The following is a 21,379-nucleotide window of genomic DNA, read 5'->3' on the forward strand; positions in this document are numbered from 1 at the left end:
ACCTAACTTTGTTGCTTTTTATTCAAAGAGTTAATAATAGACATGCCTTGAGCTACAAGCGAGCTTGCATCTGTGCCACTCTCTGGCAGTAATACTACAGATGACTCACGGGCAATGGCCTCTTTAGCAGCAATAGCTTTAGTAGCAAGGTCAAGTTGAATTGCTTTTTGGCCTTGCTCTGTATCGGCAGCTTCACCTACTTTACGAAGTGCATCAGCTTGTGCTTCAGCAACGGCGATAATCGCTTTTGCTTCACCTTCAGCGCGTAAAATTTGCTCGGCTTTTTCAGCTTCTGCTGCAAGGACTTGGGCTTGCTTTTTACCTTCTGCCACATTGATAGCAGACTGACGATCACCTTCTGATTCTAAAATTTGTGCACGTTTTACACGTTCTGCTTTCATTTGTGCTTCCATCGCTTCCATGACAGAGTTAGGTGGCACAATATCTTTAATCTCGTAACGTAAAACCTGAATACCCCAAGGCTCAGAAGCTTGGTTAATCGCGGTAACTATGTTGGTGTTTAACATGTCGCGCTCTTCAAAGGTTTTATCTAGCTCCATTTTGCCAAGCTCAGAGCGCATTGTTGTTTGTGATAGTTGAGTAACTGCAAACACATAGTCATCAACACCATACGTGGCTTTATAAGGGTCAAGCACACGGAAATACAGCACACCATCGACGATGAGCGAGATATTATCTTTTGTGATCGCAGACTGCGAAGGTACATCTTGCGCTTGTTCTTTTAAACTGCGATCAGCGGCTATACGGTCAATAAATGGCACAATAAAGTTTAAGCCCGCTTCTTTGGTTGAATGGTATTTACCAAAACGTTCGATTAACCAAGCACGGTTTTGTGGCACAAATTTAACGCTGCTTTTTAGTAGCACTAAAACAAAAATCAGAAGAAAGACCTCTACATTTAACAACAGGTCTAAAATGCTAGAAATGGGATCCATGTACTTTCCTTAGATACAATTAATATTATTTTTCACTGCTCAGATTACCACCACAAAGCAACCTGCGCCAATGATTTATAAGGCTAAATTAGCGAGTAATAGTAACAGCATATATAGCTACATTCAGAAAGCTATACATCAGATAGATAGATTTTAAGCAGTTTATAGTCATTAACTACATTGGTACTTTGCTCGCATATCTGCCACAACTTTAATTAAGAATTGCTCAAGCGCATTTAGGTCAATATCGCTGAGTTTATTAATGTAAAGGCATGATTTAGCGTGTTTTGTTTTGCCTAGCGTTAAAAGTTCATCGCTGAAAGTGCTAAACCCTTGCATTATATATAGGGTTAAATTGCTTTTTCGCGGCGAAAAGCCAGTCATCAACCAGTTGTATTCCCCTTTTGAGTTGCGATAACTGTAGTTACCAAAGCCAATGATTGAGTCGCCCCACATGACGGGAGTTTGTTTGGTTACTTTACTAAATAGTTCGAGTAACACGTTTGCATCTGCCTTTCTGGTTGGGTGTTCAATACGGCTAATAAATGTATCTACATTGGCATCATTGGGTTGTGTTTTTAATTCGCTCATTAAATTTTTGTCCTAAAAACTAACAATTAGCATGGTGAGGCAAAGTTCGTTTTATAAGGTACATTTTTTGGTCAGCTTGTGCGACAATTTCATTGGCCGATTTTTGAGTTCCAAAAAACATAGTAACCCCAACACTCGCAGAGCCGAAGTAATTGACATTTTGGTATATAAATTGGGTTTCAATTGCTGATTGTAGTTTATCGGCAACACGATGAGCGTTTTTTTTGGCGGCTTGTTCATCACGGCCAAGCCTTTCAAGCATGATTACGAATTCATCCCCGCCGATGCGCGCTAAACAGTCTTTGTCGCGAACGACCGCTTTCATCCTGTTAGCAATTTCTATAAGGTATGCATCTCCAATGAGATGACCATATTGGTCGTTTAACTCTTTAAACTTGTTAAGATCGATAAAGATGACAGCACCATAGTTTAGGTCTTGTTTACTAACTTGTAACGCAAGTGATAGGCGAGAATAAAAATATCGGCGGTTTAAGAGTTTTGTTAAAGGATCTGTAGATGCATCATAGAGGAGCTGTTTTTCAAGTTGTTTTCGTTCAGTAATATCTGTCGAAATACCTAAAATCCCAATAACCTTATTTGGCTCTGTGTCACAAAAAATTGGAGTTTTTACTTCCCAAAAAATATATTTGTTTCCATCAGGGAAATTTAACTCCACTTCTTCTCGGGTGCGCTCTCCTTTGATCACACGCGAATCGATTTTAGCTAGTTTCTTAACATCATTAAGCGCAAAGAAATCTTTATCGCTTTTGAATTGAAGTTCCTGTTCTGTGCACGCCAGTAGGCTGAGTGTAAGTTTATTAGCATATACATAATGGGATAGTTCGTTTTTTATATAAACGTATGCAGGTACGTTATCAAGTGCAAACTTTAATTCAGCAATATGGACAGGCAGTTTAGTGTTAGTAAGTTCGGCCACAATATGTCCTTATATGACAAGCCATAAATTGATAGTGAATGAAAAAATGCTATTAAACAAGACTGACCACAGTGTTAATCTCGCAACTAATAATTTAGGTATAGTTTTGAAAAATAAATAGAAAGTTATTAGTTAAGATGGTTGATGAACTTTGTTATTACTTTTGGGGGATGTGCTCTTCATGCTAAAAACCTCCTTGTTTTTAGTCATCACTTTTGGCTTTTAAGCTTTGTTGAGAATGGTAGCCTGTTTTGTATGATGCGCGCTGAATAAGCGACAGAAAATATAGCCCGTTACGAACATAGATAAGCTATATGTTGCACCAGGAATGGCCATAGCTGCATTGTTGATTAAGGTGCTCGCAATTAAAATGGCAAGGGTGCCATTTTGAAGTCCAACTTCAACCGCAATGCTCATTTGTTGCTTGTGATCTAAGCCCGATATTTTTGCAAAAAACAGCCCAAGTAACAGCGTGCTGAGGTTTAATGTCAGCGTTGCAATGCCACTGGTCGCAAAAAAGCTCAGCATTTGGTCAGCATTTTTATGAATAATGCTGAGCACTATCACAATTAAGAATACACTCGAAAAACGACGTATAAAGGGTTCTATTTTCAAGCTCAAATGGGGTTTAAAGTGATTAAACACCATTCCTAAGCAAACAGGAAGTACCGTTATCATTAGCATTTTCACTATGGTTTTAATCACTGGCAAAGCGAATTCGTGGCCCGGCACACTCAATGTTTGCATGGCAAAATGCATAATTAGTGGCAAGGTAAACGGTGAGATAAATGTTGCTAACGTTGTTAGACTTATTGATAGCGCAACATCCCCTTTGAATAAATAGGTATAGAGGTTAGAAGTCACACCACCCGGGCAGCAAGCCACTAAGATCAGGCCTATAGCGAGCTCAGGGGGTAGGGTAAAACTCATTGCTATTAAAAACGCAACGCTTGGCAATAACAGTAGTTGGCAGCTTAAGCCTATTGAAAGTGCATTGGGGCTAATAAATAATGCCCCGAAGTCTTGCTTTTTTAGCCCTAAACCCATGCCAAACATGATGATAAATAGTGCTAAAGGCAGCACTATTTTAGTCATGATATCAATTTGCATGGTATATCCTTATTGATCGTAACCTGGGCTTTTATTGTCGAGTAAGCGCAGCAGGGCAGGCCAAGCAATTGCGCCACCCAATCCCTTTGTAGCAACCTCAGTTTGCCCCTTGATACCATCAATAATCGCGCTAGGTACTTGTACGAGTTGCTGAGTATTTTGTGACGTACGAGTTTGTACAGCGCATGCCGCTTCAAAAACATACATAAACAAAAATGCATCAGCGACCGTTTTACCCACAGTTAATAGGCCATGATTGCGCAGCATTAGAAAGTTGTTCGTGCCGAGATCATTAACTAAACGGTCTTGTTCTGCAGGATTAAGAGCAATGCCTTCGTAGTCGTGATAGCCCAAACCTGAGTGCACAACAACAGCTTGCTGAGAGATAGGCAATAAACCGTCTTTGTTGGCAGACACTGCCGTGCCATTGAGCGAGTGGGTGTGAATAACGCAATGGGCATCATCTCGCGCCAAATGAATACAGCTATGGATATTAAACCCCGCAGGGTTAACTGGGTATTCGCTGTCATGCAGCTTATTACATTGTTGATCTACTTTGATAAGACTTGATGCGGTAATTTCGTGAAACATCATGCCATACGGGTTTATCAAAAACTCGTTGTCTGTGCCGGGAACGCGCATTGAAATATGGGTAAAAATTAAATCATCCCAGCCATATAAAGCCACTAGGCGATACGCTGCAGCGAGCTCAACACGGGCTTGCCATTCTTGCTCTGATACTGTGTGTTTCATGGTCATGGTGTTTTCCTAAAATGGTACTTTGCGAATAATAATGTCTTTAAACATCACCCAATCACCAATAAAGCTATAAAAAGGGTGTGTAAAAGTAGCGGGGCGATTTTTCTCAAAAAAGAAATGACCAACCCAAGCAAAGCCATAGCCCACAACAGGGCATAAAATTAACCAGCTATATTGCTGCTGATAAATAGCGGTAAACAAAATAGCCAAAACAACCCAACTGCCAAAGAAGTGTAAGCGTCGACAGACTTTATTTTTATGTTCTTGTAAGTAGTAAGGGTAAAACTCTTTAAAGCTCGCGAACTCGCGTTTACTTGCTACAGTGCCCATATTGTTGTCTCCGTTGTTAATTACAGGTTAACAATAGGCTTTTATTCTTTTATTTACTTGATAGTATAGGTCATTAAATTGTTTGTTTAGGACGCGCATGAGAACCTTATCAAGCTGGTGGCTTCGTGCTATGGCTGAGTCGTTTAAATGGCAGGGCTTACCAATTAATGAGTTGTTTGCAGCGGCAAATATTCCTTTAGCAGAATTAAGTAGCCAAACAGCCCGATACCCGCAAGCGAGTGTCAGTATGCTTTGGAAGCAGGCGCAAGCGATGTTACCAAACACGCATTTAGGTCTTTATGTTGGCAGTAACATGAATGTACGGGCTATTCCGGTAGTAGGTATGGCTATTATTCAGTCAACACAGCTATTGAGTGCTTTTCGGTTGATATTGCGTTATCAAAAATTGATGGGCGATACACATAATGTGTCTTTGATCGATCACGGTAGTGAGTATGAACTTCGCTTTAACTTTAGTGATGGTGAGCGGGATATGTCACTGCTAAGCTACGAGGCACCCATGGCGTTTTGTGTGAAAATAGCGCGCACTGTGAAGGGAAAAGATTGGCACCCAACGCGAATTTGCTTGCAACGTAAAGAGCCTCATAGTGAGATTAATGCGCACTTTAATTGCAAAATTGAATACGGCGCTACGACCCATAGCCTATTTTTTAGCGAAAATACCGATAGTGAACCTGTGTTATCAAGCCAGATGAAACTGGTGACGCAAACGAATGTGACGCAGGTGCTGAGAATTTTACTTGAAGAGCATTTAATTCAAGGCCAAACCACCAATAAAGCAATGGCAAAAGCACTTAATATGAGTGAAAAAACGTTGCAACGGCGTCTTGCAAAAGAGGGCACAAATTTTAGTAAAGAATTGGCAAGATTAAGACAGCTAAAAAGTGTGTCATTGTTAAACGAAACAGACTTATCAGTCACAGAAATAGCTTTTTTATGTGGCTACTCTGAAATTAGCGCATTTCATCATGCATTTCATCGCTGGTATGGCATGTCGCCAAAAGTGTACAGGCAAAAAAGTTAATGCCATAAGTCGAGTGCATTGTTGCACTCGACAAAGTTTTAAAAACTAATTAGAAGCTATAACTAATGCTTGCAGAAATACTACGGCCAGAACTTTCGAGCCCTTCTAAGCTATCTGATGCAGAGTGGTTCGCAAGGCTGCCATGCTGATAATAAGTTTTGTCGAACAAGTTGCGAATAGCTAAGTTTAGATTAGCTTGACCAATGCTTGCTCGTGCTAACCAATCAACCGTACCATAGCCTGGTGTTTCGTAATTGCCTTCGTTCACTTTGGTCATTTTTTTAGCAAAGTTAACGATTAAATCACTACCAAATGTGTCACCTTGGAAGCTCACACCCAAGTTACCTGATAGAGGGTTGATTGAGCTGATGTATTCATCGGTTTCGTCATTTTTACCGTCTTGATAACTTGCATTCAAAAACACAGAAATAGCATCTGTTGCATAGTAAGTTGTTGAAAACTCTGCGCCTTTGATGGTTACTGAGTCAATGTTCTGATACTGATATTTATCGTGGATATATCCAAATGAGCCGTCGTCATTAAATACAGTTTCACGATCTATTAATTCGGTTGCTAAAAAGTCATCAAACTTATTGTGGAATACCGCTGCTGTAACAATAAAATCGCCTATGTGGCCACGTAAACCAAGCTCGAAAGTATCGCTTTTCTCTGGATCTAAATCATCCGCAGGTAATACTTCATAAATGTATTCAGCGGTAGGTTGGTTATAATGCTCAATGTAAGCTAGGTCATAAGCAGGTACTTTAAAGCCTTGCCCGTATTGCGCATAAGCGCTCAACATATCATTGATATAATATAAGCCACCTAAATTAAATGAGAGGTTGCTTTCATCAATTTTAGCGTATTCTTCACCATCTGTTTTTAAAGCGCCGTTTGGATCCATACTGTAATAATCAAAACGAACACCTGGCGTTACAACCAGTTTGTCGTTTAGTAATGAGATTTCGTCATTGATGAATAAACCAGCACGAAGAGTATCATTTTTAGGGAACTTATTGGTGGTATCGTCTTTGGTTGTTTCGCCTTCAACTTCACGATATTCATGTACAGTGCGTAAGCTTTCGGTTGTTTCAACATCAATACCATAACCAAGAGTGTGATGTTTATTTAAGGTTTTACTTGCATGGGAGATTAAACCATAGGTTGTTTGCTCGTAGGTGCCTGTTTTCCACATGTCACGCATTTCAACGGTACCAAACATTGGCGCATTGATGTCTAATAACGCATACTCTTGGTCGTCTTGGCGGTTATTAGTGTAGTAAAGGTTAAACTGAGCGCTATCCCATAAGCGATTGGCTGAATTATTGTTGTAACTAAAGCGATATGAGTCGCTATCTTTTTCGGTTTGCGTGTTTTCGGTGGCAATATTGTAGCCATATTCTGCTAAGCCACGGAAATAGGTAAGTAGGCCATCAGCACTGTCGCCGTTGACATCTTGGCGCCACAGATCTGCAGAGAAGTTAATGTAATCTTTATCGTTTATGTTGTATTTAAGTTTGTAAAGAAGGCTTTGTGAATCAATTTCGAATGGCGCATTGCTTTGGTGTTTATTTTGCTCTTCCTCGCCATCACGAGCGGTTACACTTAATAGGTGATCAAAGTTACCATGCTGAGCATACAGTGTTGCACCTAAACTGGTTTGATCATCTAAGTCGCTGTAACCTAATTTCACACGGCCGCCAAACTGCTCACCGTCTTGTAAATAGTCGCTCGCATCTTTAGTCGTAAATACCACAATTCCGCCCAGAGCATCAGAACCATACAGCGAAGATGCAGCCCCTTTTGCGACTTCAACTTGCTTTAAAGTATCGGTATCAATAAAGCCACGGCCGACAATATCGTTTAAGCCGTTTGCACCATAGCCTTCGTTCATTCGCATGCCGTCTTTAATCATCAGAATACGATCAGAACCCATACCGCGCACTTGAATGTTTTGTGCACCGCCAACACGGCCAGTTACTTGAATACTTGGGTCATATAAGAATAATTGACTCATATCAGTGACAACTTGTTTTTCAATATCGTCACTGGTTAATACTGAGATACTCGCAGCAACATCTTTTAATGGTTTTTCAGTACGCGAGCCACTAACAACAATTACTTCTAAATCGTCAGCTTTGATTGATTCATCAGCAATGGTAGGTGTTGCAGAAGCTGCAAGAGTCGCAGCGATTAAAACGCGTAAAGAATGTGTGTTAGCTAGGCGCATTATTGGTTTCCTTAGGTGCTTTATATTATTTGTGTACAGAGAACTGTTTAGTTTTTGCCAGAATAATACGCCTATTTTTACAAAGATCAATATAAATGCAAATTGTTCCTATTCGCGTTATTGTAATAATGTGTGTTTTCACGTACATTTGAACCCGTCAAATTTACTGGGGCAATAATGTGAATATCCAAATAATCGAACAACTTATGGCTGATGTGTCGGCTCTTCTGATGGCACCTGTGATTTTAGTGATTGCAGTACTCTTTGTTTATGCGTTTTTCGCAGCAGGGAGGTTCGTATCTGAATATCTAATCAGAAGAAAAAATCAGCTTGCGTATCAGCGAGATATAGATACTAAAACGGCCACGAATTACAGAGGCTTTTATGTTCATAATTACTATGTAGCGAACCCCACTGCATCTGAGGATGAGCTTGAAGTGTTTGCGTTAAAACAACTAGAAGTACTTAGAGTTGTAACCCGTATCGCACCTATGCTTGGTCTAATTGCTACTATGATCCCAATGGGACCTGCATTAAAAGCCCTTGCCGATGGCAACATTCAGGGGATCAGCGAAAATTTAATCATTGCCTTTGCAGCGGTTATTTGGGGCTTGGTTATTTCGACCCTAACGTTTTGGCCAGCTTCGGTTAAAAAACGTTGGTGCGCTCAAGAACTTATCAATATTCGTAAATTAAGAGGGCAATAACATGCGCTTTTTAGACGAAGATGAAGAGTTAAACCCAATTGTCAGTGCCGTTAATCTGGTTGATGTATTTCTGGTGATTATTGCTGCACTTCTTATTGCAATTGCACAAAACCCACTCAGCCCTTTTACTGCAGAAAACGTGACTGTTGTTAAAAATGCCGGTGAGCCAAATATGGAAGTAATTGTTAAAGAAGGCAAAGAAATTAAACAATATAAATCTAACGGTGAAATTGGTTCTGGCGAGGGCATGCGCGCTGGTGTGGCTTATAAAATGGCTGACGGTAGCTTTGTTTATGTCCCCGAAAGTGATGACTCTGCAACGGGCAAACAAGAGAATACACAATGATAAGAATAATAACGTTTGCGCTGCTTTTATTCAGCGCACTGACTACACATGCCGCGCAAAAGCCTGAAGTACTTATAATGATGTCGGGTCATGTGGCTAAATCGAAAGGAGCATTGCTAACAAGCCTTGCTGAAGATCAACCGTTCACCTTTACTAATTTTAGTGCTAAAGGCAAAACTGACGAAGAGATTAAACAAGCTTGGCAAAATGCCGAGTTGATTTTGTTAGATGGTATCAACCCTGCGCTTTCAAAATATATGTTTGCTAAGTATCAGCCATATTTAACAGAGTACCCCAATGTGCCAGTGATCTCACTCGGTGATATGGATAACTCAGCAATGAATAGCGGTTTATCTGAGCAGCAACATACTCACCTTGGCGGTTATTACAATAATGCCGGGCGCGATAATTACCGTAATATGATGCTTTATATTGCAAATGCCATTTTTAAACTCTCAGATGTGCCAGCAGAGCCAGTTAAAGTCATTCCAAACGTTGGTTTATATCACCCTGAGTTTGACGGCCATGTTAGTGCTGATGAAACGCAGTTTTTTAGTTGGTTAGATGCTAAGCCTTCTCAACCAGTTATAGCGATAGCGATTCATCGTTCAGTCATTGATTATGAACAGCAACAAATAGTTGATGCATTAATTACTGGTCTTCAGAACAAAGGTGCGAAAGCATTGGCGTTTTTCTTTGAAGGCAATGACGAAGCATTAGCCTACCCAGAGTTACTCAGTGATGAAACTGGTTCACGGGTAGATTTAATCATTAACTATCGTTCATTACACTATGTTGAGAAACGCCGCGCAGAGTTTATGCAAATTGGTGTGCCTGTTATTCATGCACTTAACTATACCGAAGGCGATGAACAGGCTTTTAAAGAAGATCATGCGGGTGTATCACCAGCACTCACTCCGTTCTTTCTTGTAATGCCAGAAGATACGGGTAGCACCGACCCAATTATTATTGCTGCCAATGAAAAAGGCAGTAAGGTGGCAATGCAAGCGCAACTTAATGCGTTGGTTGAGCGTGCATTTAACCATGCCAATTTAGCGCACATTAAAAACACAAATAAAAAAGTCGCCACCTTTATTTGGAACTACCCGCCGGGTGAAAAGAATATTGGCGCTGCATTTTTAGATGTACCAAGTTCGATTGCTAACATCGCAAAAGCGATGAACGAGAAGGGTTACCATGTAAAACAAACGGATACAGCCACGTTAGTTGAGCAAGCGGGTAAATTGCTTCGTCCTTATTATCGTGGTGAAGATGCTGAGGCTTTGGTAAAATTCGGACTCGCAGATTATTTACCGCTAAGTATCTATCAAACTTGGTTTGATAGCCTGCCTCAGCATGTCACTCAGCCAATTATTGATAAATATGACCAACCAAAAGAAAGCGGTATGTTGCGTATGCACAATGGCGAAATGATGTTTGTCATTCCGCGTATGGAGCTGGGTAACATGATTGTACTTCCTCAAGGTGTGCGTGGTGAAACGGCAAAGCAGCATGCTGCCCAGTATCACAGTACTAAATCGGTCATCAATCATAGTTACTTAGCTATTTATCTATACGCACGTGATGTTTTTAATGCTGATGCGGTGGTGCATTTAGGTACTCATGGTTCACAAGAGTGGCTTAGTGGTAAAGAGCGAGGCTTATCGGTTTATGATGCGCCAAACTTAGCGATAGGCAATATTCCTGTTTTCTATCCGTACATTATTGATAATGTCGGTGAAGCGATGCAGGCAAAGCGTCGTGGTCGTGCCACTATGATCAGTCACTTAACCCCAGGCTTTGCAAAAGCAGGGCTATACACTGAAGTGGCAAAATTAAACGAACTGATCACCAACTATTTAATGTTGGATGAAGGGCAAACAAAATCAAATACGCAGCAAGAAATAATTAAGCTTGCTAAGCAATTGAATATGTTAAAAGACCTTGATCTTGATGAAGCTACTTTAGCTGCTCAATTTGCTGACAAGATTACCGTCTTACAAGATCACTTGAACACACTGGCACAGATGAGCCAGCCGCTGGGAGTTCATATTTTTGGTGAGCTACCAATCAATGCCCATCTTTACAGTACTATTTTGCAAATGCTTGGTGATGATTTCACTAAACAAGCAGGTGAATTTGAGCGAGAAATTGGTATTGCTATTGGCGAGTCTGAACGTGAGGACGAGCGCAAGGTTGTAAAGTTAGAGGCATCAAAAGGATTTCAGTTACTAGCACGAGTGCTGGGTGAAAATAGTAATTTAGCCATCCCTGAGTCGTTACAAAGTGATATTGCGACAGCAAAAGAGTACTGGCAAAACTTTCACAACAGTGAAGAAATCACCGGTTTGCTAAATGGTTTAAATGGTCAGTATATACCAGTAAGCCACGGTAATGACCCTATCCGTAATCCGGCGGCTGTACCAACAGGTCGAAACTTAATTGGCTTTAACCCAGCTAAAGTACCTTCGAAAGAAGCTTATCAGGCTGGGGTTAAGATGCTTGAACAAACTGTACAGCAGTATCAAGCAGAACATGGCCGCTACCCACAGAAGCTTGCTTTTTCACTTTGGTCACTTGAAACAATGCGTCATCAAGGTGCATTAGAAGCACAAATTCTCCATGCAATGGGGATAAAGCCGAAGTGGAATAATCAGGGTAACATTGTTGGCACTGAAGTGATCCCGTATTCAGAGCTTGGCAGGCCACGTATTGATGTAGTGGTTTCTGCGACAGGCTTGTACCGTGATGCATTTCCTAATGTCATGCTTTGGATTGCCGAGGCAATAGATAAAGTGGCAAAGATGAAAGAAGACAATAACTTTGTTTATCGTCACTCAGTGACTCTTAAGCAAACATTGTTAGACGAAGGTAAAAGTGAAGAAGATGCAGATTACTTATCTTCTGTGCGTATTTTCTCTAATGAAAGTGGTGCATACGGTACAGGGCTTGCGGGGGGAACGCTTGACTCTGATAGCTGGGAAAATGACAGTAAGCTGGCTAATTTGTATTTAGATCGAATGGGCTTTGGTTTTGGTAAAGATGAGGCTCGCTGGAGCGAAAATTTATCAGAAACAGGGCTTTACAAAAAGGTGTTGTCGGGCACAGATGGGGTGGTGTTTTCTCGTTCAAGTAACCTTTATGCACTCATGACAAATGATGACCCGTTCCAATATTTTGGTGGCATTGGCCTAGCGGTTCGTAATATTGATGGTAAAACACCACAAATGTATGTCTCTAATTTACGCCGTAAGGGGCAGGAGAAAATTCAAACTTTAGATCAGTTTATCAGTAACGAGATGCGCAGTCGTTATTTTCACCCTCGCTGGATTAAAGCGATGCAAGACTCAGGTTATGCTGGGGCTACCGCTATTTTAGACCGTATGAACAACATGTGGGGCTGGGAAGTTATGACCCCCGACGCGGTAAGAGATGATCAATGGCAAGAATTCTTTGAAGTGTATGTTGATGATAAATACGATATGCAAATGCGCGAATTTTTTGAGCAACATAACGCTGAAGCATTAGCACAAATCATTGAGCGAATGTTAGAGACTGTTCGCAAAGGTTATTGGCAAGCTGATGCCGAGACACTGAAGAAAATGCTTGAAACCTACACTGAAATTGCTAATCAACATGATGTAGTTACAGACAATGAAACATTTACCGAGTTCGTAAAAGAGCAAAATGCTGGCTTTGGTCTTGCACCTTTAGTACCTGGGCAAGCTGCACCAGAACTTGCAAACAGTGTAAGTTCTGCTAGCCAGCAAGTGAGTGGCCAAAAACTCGAACAGGTTGAACAAGGTAAACAGACAGAATCTGACTATACATTATGGTGGCTATTAGGCGGGATTTTCTTTACTGGAATGATTAGCCCCTTTATAAGAGTGAAACAATAGCATTACCTTACAAAAGGCGGTCGAGGCTAGGTTTTTGGCCGCCTTTCATAACTTTTTAGTGCGTTTAGCCGCGTCACGTATTACAATTGCGACTTTATATCATTTCCATCTCCAGCGAATAGGTTTTCCACTTCTTCATGACAGATATTACAACACACCAAGCTTCTAGACGCCGCTTGTTAATTGCTTTAGCCATAACGTGCTCGTTTATGGTTATTCAGATCATTGGTGCCTATTATTCTAATTCGCTTGCTGTACTTGCTGATGCTGGGCATTTGTTTGTTCATAACAGTTCTTTATTTATTGCACTTATTGCTTCAAGCATGGCGATTTACTTTGCAAAAAACTTTAACGATGGTTACCAACGAGCTGAACTGACCGGAGGCTTGATCAATGGTGTTTTGTACTTAAGCATTAGCTTAGTTATTCTTTACGAAGGTGGAGAACGTTATTTCCATCACAGTGATGGGCATGAACTACAAATCAACAGCTATTTGATGTCAGTTATATCTGCTATTGGATTTTTGTTTCATGGCGCAGCTGCATGGGTTTTGTATAAAGGGCGTAAGGCAAGCATTAATGTATATGCAGTATTTCTCCATTCGTTCTTTGACTTAATTTCGACAGTTTCTACTTTCTTTGCTGGAATTTTAATCTACTTAACCGGGTGGGCAGAAATCGATATTATTTCGAGTATGCTCATAGCGATCTTTGTATTGTTCACTGGGGTTAAAGTGATTATTCGCTGTATTAAAGGGTTACTGGAAAACCGTAGTAAGCTTCCGGATGTAGCAGCTATTGAGCAAAGTATTGCATCAATAGAACACGTTCAAAATGTGCATAATGTAACGGTAATGCGCCAAGACAAAGATATTGTTGTGGGAGCACATGTGGTGTTAAAGCAGAATTGTACCGTGGAAAAGCATGATGAGGCGTGTCGACTTAAAGTAGAACAGCTATTGCTTTCACGCTTTAAAGTAAACAAAAGTGTTTTACAAATCGAAAGTCATGAATGCCATTATGTTAATTAAAGTGGCAAAATGTTTAATTTTCTTTTAATTTAAAGGTATCGCTAGGGTGTTAGGATGCCTTTTTTGCTTCAAAACAAGCCATTTTATATTAACTTTTTAGCTGCGCTGTTGCTTGGTTGCATTGCAGGTCTAGTTAATTTATTGCCAGTATTTTTTTTGGATAGCTCTGAGTTTCTGCTAGGGCAATTTTTTGTCATTTTAAGCCTGCTTTTACTCGGTTGGCGCTATGCAATTATCACCTTTATCATTAGTACTGGCTTCATATTCTATCGCTGGGGCCATGCTTGGCCATCCATTGTTTTTGCCTTAGAGCTTGTATTTTTACAATTATATTGCCTGTCTAAGGCGCGTCCTGTCTTTTTGAGAGGGATGGTTTTTTGGTTTGTTATTGGTTCACCCATTCTTTGGGTATTTGGGCACTATTTTTTAGCATTACCCACACTCACTCTGTTGATAGCATTGGCTAAGTACTGTTTAAATGCAGTTATTTACTTGTCTGTAATAGATTTATTGAGCTTTTTCTTTAGTCGATACTCTTGGCACAAATATTATTCCTCATTGGATAAAATACTTAATTACGTGGTTAGCTTGTTAGTCATTTTAGTGGTAATACTCACTTCAATTGTTTTGACTAACAATCACTATGCTCGCATAGAGTATGAGGTTAACGCTCAACTTAATGAAAAAGCCAATGAAATAGCGCGAGTTATCGATTCGCATTTAGAGCACCATAAAAAAGGAGTGGTTCTAACCGCAAAAAGTATTGCTCATGGGCTACCCAAACAGGTTGCACTTGAGAATATGGCTAATCTGTACCCAGATTTTAGAACTCAAATCATCACTGATGCTTTTGCAGATGTTACTCATTTTTACCCCCAATCATTAGCTGTAAGTTTGCAGCAGTCAAACATTCGCGCAAATGTTTCAGATCGTGATTACTTTATTCATGCACCGTCCAATAAGCAGGGTTATATCTCGACTATTTTTAAAGGGCGTGGTTTTGGTTCTCTGCCCATTGTTGCGGTTTCAGCGCCTATTTATATTGAGGATACGTTTACTGGCGTGGTCGAAGGCTCGCTGATGTTTGATTACTTTGCTAGTTTACGTCCAAGTTTATTTAGTCATCAAGGTGATTTACTAATACTCGATGCGGCTAATAAAGTTGTGTTTAGCACCATCGATGATTTTAAAGAGATGCAACAACTAAGCAATGAAGAGATTGATTCATTTGCGAATGAAGAGCGTTTTATCATATTTGATGCACAAAATGAGCAGCAATATTATGCTAAGCAAGCGCGCTTAGCTGACCATAATTGGATGGTTATGACCATGCTAAACCGAAAACATGCGAATGATGTCGCTGTAAATGCATGGGGACAATCATTGGTTATGATCATTTTTATTATTTTACTGACAAGCGTTTTTATCACTCAACTAAGTCGTTGGCTCACAACACCGATACGCAAACTTGCTGAACAAATTGATAAATTTGAGCCAGAAAATGCTGATACTGACACGTATTTACCGCAAACTTGGTTAGAAGTGAGCCGCTTGCAATCACAATTTTCCAGCCTTGCGAATAAGCTCGCACTGAGCTTCAATCGTCTACATCAAGCGAACCACGAAAATGAATTATTAAACGTAAGACTGAAAGACTTTAATGCACAATTAGAAAAACAGGTTGATGATAAAACCAATGAGTTGGTTGAAGCTGTACGGGCTGCAAATAATGCTAACCGCACTAAATCTCAGTTTTTGGCTAATATGAGTCACGAAATTCGAACTCCGCTAAATGGTATTTTAGGGATGACTCAGCTGTTACTAGATAATAAAGATTTAGCAGAAGAAGAACACGAAGAGTTAGTGATGATCCATCAAAGTGCGAATAACTTACTGCTGATTTTAAATGATATTTTAGATTTCTCCAAAATAGAGGCGGGTGCTTTAAAATTAGAGTATCGTGCAGTTGAAATAACTAAGTTACTTGAACAAATTGCCAAGGTGTTTAGTAGTACAAGCGTAAAAAAAGGGGTGACGTTTAAGCTTAACATTAGTGACTCTGTACCAAGTTGTATCAGTTTAGACCCTTTAAGGTTTAGCCAAGTTATAAATAATATTTTGAGTAATGCTGGCAAGTTCACAGAGTCGGGCGACATTACCATGAGCTGTACTATGGTTAATGACCGAATGCAGATCAGCATTCGTGATACAGGCATCGGGATTTCAAGTGAGCAGCAGGCAAAACTGTTTACCGAGTTTACTCAAGCCGACATTTCTACCACACGTAAATATGGCGGAACGGGACTTGGGCTAACCATTAGTAAGCGAATTATTGAGTTAATGGCAGGGGAGCTTAAGCTAACAAGTCAAGAAGGCGTTGGTAGTGAGTTCACCATCACGATGCCTGTAATTATTAGTGATTCAGCCTCAGTGGATAACCAAAGCACTGCGACGCCCCAATTAGCAGGTTTGAATATCTTACTAGTTGAAGATAACCCTGTTAATCAAATTGTATTGAAAAAGATGCTGCATTCCACTCAGTGTAATCTCAAACAAGCAAATGACGGCCTTGAAGCACTTAAGATACTGCAGAGTTATCAAGCTGATATTATTCTTATGGACTGCCAAATGCCAAATATGGATGGCTATCAATGTACAAAAGAAATAAAACAGAACCCGCACTTGTATGGTCAGGCTATAATCATTGCCATCACTGCGAATGCATTTGAAGAGGATCAGCAGCGTTGCCTAGTTGCTGGCATGGATGATTTTATCTCAAAGCCAATTAATAAAGACCAATTATATGCGTGTTTAAACAAATGGCTTAAAGCTCTTTTAAACGAGCAACAATAGATTGCAAGTTTTGTTCTGCAAGTAGGTCTTCAGAAAGCATAGGTTTTGCAAAGTAGTAACCTTGAAAGTCATCACAGCCCATGTGTTGTAAAAATTTAATTTGCTCAGTAGTTTCAACGCCTTCGGCAATACAATAAAGGCCTAAATTAGCGGATAACGCATGGATTGTTTTGATAATTGATTCGTTACTTCGATCATGCCCAATATTACGCACAAAACTCTGGTCTATTTTAATGACGTCAATTGGAAACTGACTGAGGTAAGTCAGTGAAGAATATCCGGTACCAAAGTCATCAAGTAATAGTTTAAAACCCGCATTTTTTAACTTTCGTAGTTGCTTTGAGGCTTTATCTTTGTCTTCTAGTAAGGTGTTTTCAGTAATCTCTAAGCGCAATTGCGCAGGTTTAATGCGAAAATTATTCAGGATCAACAAGAGTCTTTCGGTTAAGTTCGCCTTTAATATGTGCGTTGGCGATACATTTAAAGAAAGGTAAAAACGAGGGTTTGATCTTAAAATTGGCTGCAATTCTGTTAAAGCTCTATTTAAAGCCTGTTCTGTAAGTACATCGATTAAACCAATTTCTTCTGCAATAGGGATAAACTCAGCAGGTGAAATAAAACCTTGTTCAGTCCTCCAGCGCATTAATAATTCAACACCATTAATTTGCTTCGTTTTAGCATTAACAATTGGCTGATAATTATTAAAAAGCTCATCATCTTTAAAGGCATCTTTTAACGCATTTTCGAGTAATAACTTTTTAGTGAGCTGGTTATTCATCTGCTCGGTAAAGTATTTGAAATTGTTTCGCCCAGATTGTTTGGCATGCATCATGGCAATATCAGAATTGCGTATTAACTCATCAGCTGTTTTAGCATCAAAAGGATAGAGTGCAACCCCAATACTGGCTGAAATATTGATAGAAAAATCGTCAATAATGACTTTATTTGCTAATTCTTGTGTAAGTTGCTTAACTAATTCGCTCAACGTTTGAGGCGAATGAAGATCTTTGACTAACACTAAAAACTCATCGCCACTTTGTCTACCAACCGTTGCATTATTAGGTAAAAGTAAACTTACACGTTGCGTAATATTGCACAGCAATTGGTCACCAACAGCATGGCCAAAAGAGTCATTCACTGGCTTAAATTTATCTAAATCAATAAATAACAAGGCTGCTAACTTGTTATGCTTTTTAGAATGATTTATACAATTATTGATTTTTGAATGCATTAATGAACGATTTGGTAAGCCCGTTAATGGATCGTAATTCGCTAAATAACGTAACTCATCTTCAGCACGCTTTTGTTCTGTAAGATCTGAAATAACAATCACATAATGACTAATCGCTTGATTATCTTTCGCAACTGCAGTAACACTGATATGAACAGGGTGGGATGGATTTTTTTGAGTGTGTATATAAGCTTTTGTTTTCCAGTTTTGTTTTGGTTTTAATGTTTTTAACACATTGATGTATCTTAAGAACTGAGCCCTACCTATTGTGCGAACAAAGTCCTTAATTGTTAGATCAGTTATATTGCCTGTAATATCAAATGTATCACTGAAGCTTGTATTTGCTGAAAATGGTTTTAACTGGCTGTCTAAAATTAAAAGCCAGTCATTTATCTGGCTGAAAGCTTCACCGAGCACACTTGCTTGTAGTGCATTTGCTCTTTGTTCGGTAATGTTGGTATAGATACCTGTTACTTTTATTGGCTTATTTGCTTCATCAACTTCGACGACACGGCCAATGTCCTGATACCATAACCACTTACCATTTTGATGATTTAAACGGTAGGTGATATTCCATTGTTCTTGATTTGATTGTTTTGCAAAGGCATTCCAATGGTTTAAGTAGGCACTACGGTCTGCTGGATGAATAAAATCAAGGAACTCAATGAGGGCTAAACTCTCGTTACTTTTGTGGTAACCCAGCTCTGTCACAAAGCGATTATTTAAAAGCGTTTGCTGGCTTAAATTGGCTTCCCATACCCCACTTTTGTTACTGCTCAGTGCTAATTCAGTTTGTTGTTGCGATTTAACAACATCAGCATGCGCTTTATTCAGTACTTGTTGACGTGCTCTGTACTGCCAAAAAAAGAAAAAGAGTATGGCAAGAATGAGCAGCACATAACCTGTTATCGCAACTGGTGAAGACCAAGGTGCATAGGCAATATTAAACTGTAGTTGTCTTGTTGCTGAACTGACTTTGGAGCTCTCGGAGTTAGAAGCAACAGACAAGATATATTGTCCAGGAGGTAGCTTGGTAAAAAATACTTTGTTAGTGGTTAATTTGTCGTAATTTAATGACGTTGGTCCCTCTAAAGTTACTTTATAAGTTGTTTTATCCTTATTGATAGTATCAAAGTTAGAAAAGCTAACCTCAAGACCGATGTCTTCAGCAGTCATTTGAAGAGGGTTATTGATATATTTGTATGGATGATAGTTCAGCTCGCGAGAGAGCAAAGAAACATGAGTAATTTCAGTATTTATCGCATCTAATTCTGTTGGTGAAGTTAAAAAATCTTCAGGTGCGATTAACAATAAGCCCCTTGTCGAACCAAAGCTAATTTGGCCATTGTCTAGGGTTGCATCGGCATCAACATTAAACTCATTAGCTGAAAGGCCATCACGGATAAAATACGAATTGATACTTCTTGAACTTAAATCAATTCTATACAAGCCATTTTGCGAACTAGCCCATAAAAAACCAAAGCGGTCGATTTGTAAGCCATACACTGATTTTGCATTGAGACCAGATTGAGTGCCTAAGCGATGTTTAATAGCGTAGGAGTGAGAGTCAACAGCAATTAACCCTTCGTTAGATGAAGCCAGCCAAAGTGTATCATTGTGGTCAATAACCCAATCATCAATCACAGAAAATGTGAGTGGATTAAAATTTTCGACTTGATAAACAAGTGTCAATTTTTCAGTTTGCTCATTATAACGATACAAATGGCCAGACATACTTAACAAATAGTCGTTAGGGTGACTCGAGAGTGGCTTTAAAAAAGAGTGCGCATTGATAATATCGACTTGTTCTTTTAGTCCCTTAATAGTTCGTAATTCACCTGTTTTACCATTGTAGCGATAAAAGTTTTCTTGAGTAATAAATGCAAATTGATCTGAACCTAAAGTATGAAAGCCCCAACTTGGCTCATTTTCTAATATATTAATCACTTCTTTAGTGCCTTTTAAAGGCACTAAATCACCGCTGATCTTATCAAAGAGCGCTAAGCCTCTGTACTTCATAAGCCACAGAAAGCGTTCAGATGGTTCTATTTCTGCCTGTGCAATGCCATATACAGCATGTTCTCCATGAAAGGCTTTTATATCGTCATTAATTAGGTAAGGGCTGATGGAGTTTGTTAATTGGTTATACTTCAGCATGCCATTTTCGGTGCCGATCCAAATAATGTTTTCGTTGTCTTGCAATACCGCCCAAACACTATTGTTGACATTACCAGAAAAAGACGTTGATTCGATATGCTTAAAACGTCTTGCTAAGGTCGACCATGTAAAAACTCCCTGCGAACGAGATGCAAGCCATAGCAATCCTGTTTTATCAATCATCACATCGACAATTGTATTGTCGGTCATTAAAAATTTACTTTGCTCATAGCTCAAAATAAATTCGGCAGATAGAGTTTCCCTATTAAATTCGAATAAGCCTTTTTCAGTGACAATATACTCACCAAATTTACTAGATGCGAAATCCCAAATATTTAATTCAGGAACCAATAGTTTGGTTTTATCTACTGCGAGAAGTTTATCTGCATTAAATGGAATGTTGTACATTCCTTCGACTGTACCAACTAACAGACCTAATTGAGGATCCAGATGCAAAAATTTTGCGTTTTTATTATCGTTATTTAATTTATTTTCATCAGCAAGCTCAATACGAGAAACATGATCATCCACTAAGTTTTTTGAAAAAAGTCCTGCGGTTGTTCCAATGTATAAAAAATTATCATGCAGAGCTAAAGCACGAATAAAGTCATCTTGCTTATCGATTGAAAACTCATGCAAAAACTTTTTGGTTTGCTTATGGTAAGAATAAAGGTGCTGATTGATTGCGAAAAAGAAATGGCTGTCATCTTCTTCGAGTGCAAGAATAGGGGAAAAATAAACATCTTCAGGGGTTAGTTTTCCTGAATAGACTTTTTCGACACTGAGTGTTTTTGGGTTTATGAAGTAAGCACCTGAAAACTCTGTACTCACAAAAATCTTGCCATCACTGGTTTTAGTCATAAAAGTGATCTGTCGTTGATCAAGCATATATTCGCCAGCAAAAGCGGCTACTTGATAGCCGTCATATCTGTTCAAGCCTTGATAGGTACCTACCCAAATAAAGCCTAAATCATCTTGCACGATTTTAGTAACACTACCTTGGGTTAACCCTTCATCTGTAGAGATCCGCTGCATTTGCAAAGCATAGTTTTGTGCATTCACTGAAAAGGTGAGCGTGAAGAACAGCAAATTGAAAATCAAAAGAAAAAGTTTAGGCACCGACTGATTAACCCTAAATTATTATTTGCATATAATTTTTAACAAAATATAGCACAATTATGAATGTTATTGAGTCAG

At 39.4% G+C, this 21,379-nt stretch carries 14 protein-coding genes; 6 read left to right on the forward strand and 8 right to left on the reverse strand.

What is annotated here, in order from left to right; translation table 11 throughout:
• Window positions 1-2: 2 nt before the first annotated feature.
• The 6 genes from ISP07_RS14965 to ISP07_RS14990 all read right to left on the reverse strand — a co-directional run bounded on the left by ISP07_RS14965 (window position 3) and on the right by ISP07_RS14990 (window position 4,683).
• The gene (locus tag ISP07_RS14965; RefSeq protein ID WP_130052753.1) at window positions 3-956 is read right to left on the reverse strand and encodes an SPFH domain-containing protein; all 954 of its coding nucleotides are present in this window, start codon (window positions 954-956) and stop codon (window positions 3-5) included.
• Between the two features lie 171 nt (window positions 957-1,127).
• Window positions 1,128-1,547 (reverse strand): DUF1801 domain-containing protein, encoded by a 420-nt coding sequence (locus ISP07_RS14970; protein ID WP_209328071.1) that lies wholly within the window; start codon window positions 1,545-1,547, stop codon window positions 1,128-1,130.
• 19 nt (window positions 1,548-1,566) lie between these two features.
• Window positions 1,567-2,484 (reverse strand): bifunctional diguanylate cyclase/phosphodiesterase, encoded by a 918-nt coding sequence (locus ISP07_RS14975; RefSeq protein ID WP_209328072.1) that lies wholly within the window; start codon window positions 2,482-2,484, stop codon window positions 1,567-1,569.
• Window positions 2,485-2,706: 222 nt separating this feature from the next.
• Window positions 2,707-3,594: a bile acid:sodium symporter family protein gene (locus ISP07_RS14980; RefSeq protein ID WP_209328073.1), complete on the reverse strand. Its 888-nt coding sequence runs from the start codon at window positions 3,592-3,594 to the stop codon at window positions 2,707-2,709.
• Between the two features lie 9 nt (window positions 3,595-3,603).
• Entirely contained in the window at window positions 3,604-4,353 is a 750-nt protein-coding gene (locus tag ISP07_RS14985; protein ID WP_209328074.1) for a class II aldolase/adducin family protein, read from the reverse strand.
• Between the two features lie 9 nt (window positions 4,354-4,362).
• Complete coding sequence (locus ISP07_RS14990) at window positions 4,363-4,683, reverse strand: DUF962 domain-containing protein (protein WP_054553946.1); 321 nt, start codon at window positions 4,681-4,683, stop codon at window positions 4,363-4,365.
• A gap of 97 nt (window positions 4,684-4,780) precedes the next feature.
• Here ISP07_RS14990 and ISP07_RS14995 point away from each other — a divergent pair, with 97 nt between their 5' ends.
• A complete protein-coding gene (locus tag ISP07_RS14995) occupies window positions 4,781-5,728 on the forward strand; it encodes an AraC family transcriptional regulator (RefSeq protein ID WP_209328075.1) in 948 nt (315 codons plus the stop codon).
• A 49-nt stretch (window positions 5,729-5,777) separates the two neighbouring features.
• Here the strand turns inward: ISP07_RS14995 and ISP07_RS15000 are convergent, their stop codons facing one another.
• Entirely contained in the window at window positions 5,778-7,958 is a 2,181-nt protein-coding gene (locus ISP07_RS15000) for a TonB-dependent hemoglobin/transferrin/lactoferrin family receptor (protein ID WP_209328076.1), read from the reverse strand.
• 179 nt (window positions 7,959-8,137) lie between these two features.
• Here ISP07_RS15000 and ISP07_RS15005 point away from each other — a divergent pair, with 179 nt between their 5' ends.
• The 5 genes from ISP07_RS15005 (at window position 8,138) to ISP07_RS15025 (ending at window position 16,794) form a co-directional block, all read left to right on the forward strand.
• Window positions 8,138-8,665 (forward strand): MotA/TolQ/ExbB proton channel family protein, encoded by a 528-nt coding sequence (locus tag ISP07_RS15005; protein WP_054554592.1) that lies wholly within the window; start codon window positions 8,138-8,140, stop codon window positions 8,663-8,665.
• A gap of 1 nt (window position 8,666) precedes the next feature.
• Window positions 8,667-9,011: a DUF2149 domain-containing protein gene (locus ISP07_RS15010; RefSeq protein ID WP_209328077.1), complete on the forward strand. Its 345-nt coding sequence runs from the start codon at window positions 8,667-8,669 to the stop codon at window positions 9,009-9,011.
• Window positions 9,008-12,910 carry a cobaltochelatase subunit CobN gene (gene cobN / locus ISP07_RS15015; RefSeq protein WP_209328078.1) on the forward strand — a complete coding sequence of 1,301 codons (3,903 nt, stop codon included), beginning with the start codon at window positions 9,008-9,010 and terminating at the stop codon, window positions 12,908-12,910. Before ISP07_RS15010 ends, cobN begins: the two co-directional genes overlap by 4 nt.
• Before the next feature lie 137 nt (window positions 12,911-13,047).
• The gene (locus ISP07_RS15020) at window positions 13,048-13,941 is read left to right on the forward strand and encodes a cation diffusion facilitator family transporter (protein ID WP_209328079.1); all 894 of its coding nucleotides are present in this window, start codon (window positions 13,048-13,050) and stop codon (window positions 13,939-13,941) included.
• 579 nt (window positions 13,942-14,520) lie between these two features.
• Entirely contained in the window at window positions 14,521-16,794 is a 2,274-nt protein-coding gene (locus ISP07_RS15025; RefSeq protein ID WP_324616134.1) for a response regulator, read from the forward strand.
• Here the strand turns inward: ISP07_RS15025 and ISP07_RS15030 are convergent.
• Window positions 16,766-21,217 (reverse strand): EAL domain-containing protein, encoded by a 4,452-nt coding sequence (locus ISP07_RS15030; RefSeq protein WP_209328081.1) that lies wholly within the window; start codon window positions 21,215-21,217, stop codon window positions 16,766-16,768. The genes ISP07_RS15025 and ISP07_RS15030 overlap by 29 nt on opposite strands.
• Window positions 21,218-21,379 lie beyond the last annotated feature (162 nt).

The sequence above is a fragment of the Pseudoalteromonas sp. PA2MD11 genome (assembly GCF_017808125.1).
Classification (GTDB): Bacteria; Pseudomonadota; Gammaproteobacteria; order Enterobacterales; family Alteromonadaceae; genus Pseudoalteromonas; species Pseudoalteromonas simplex.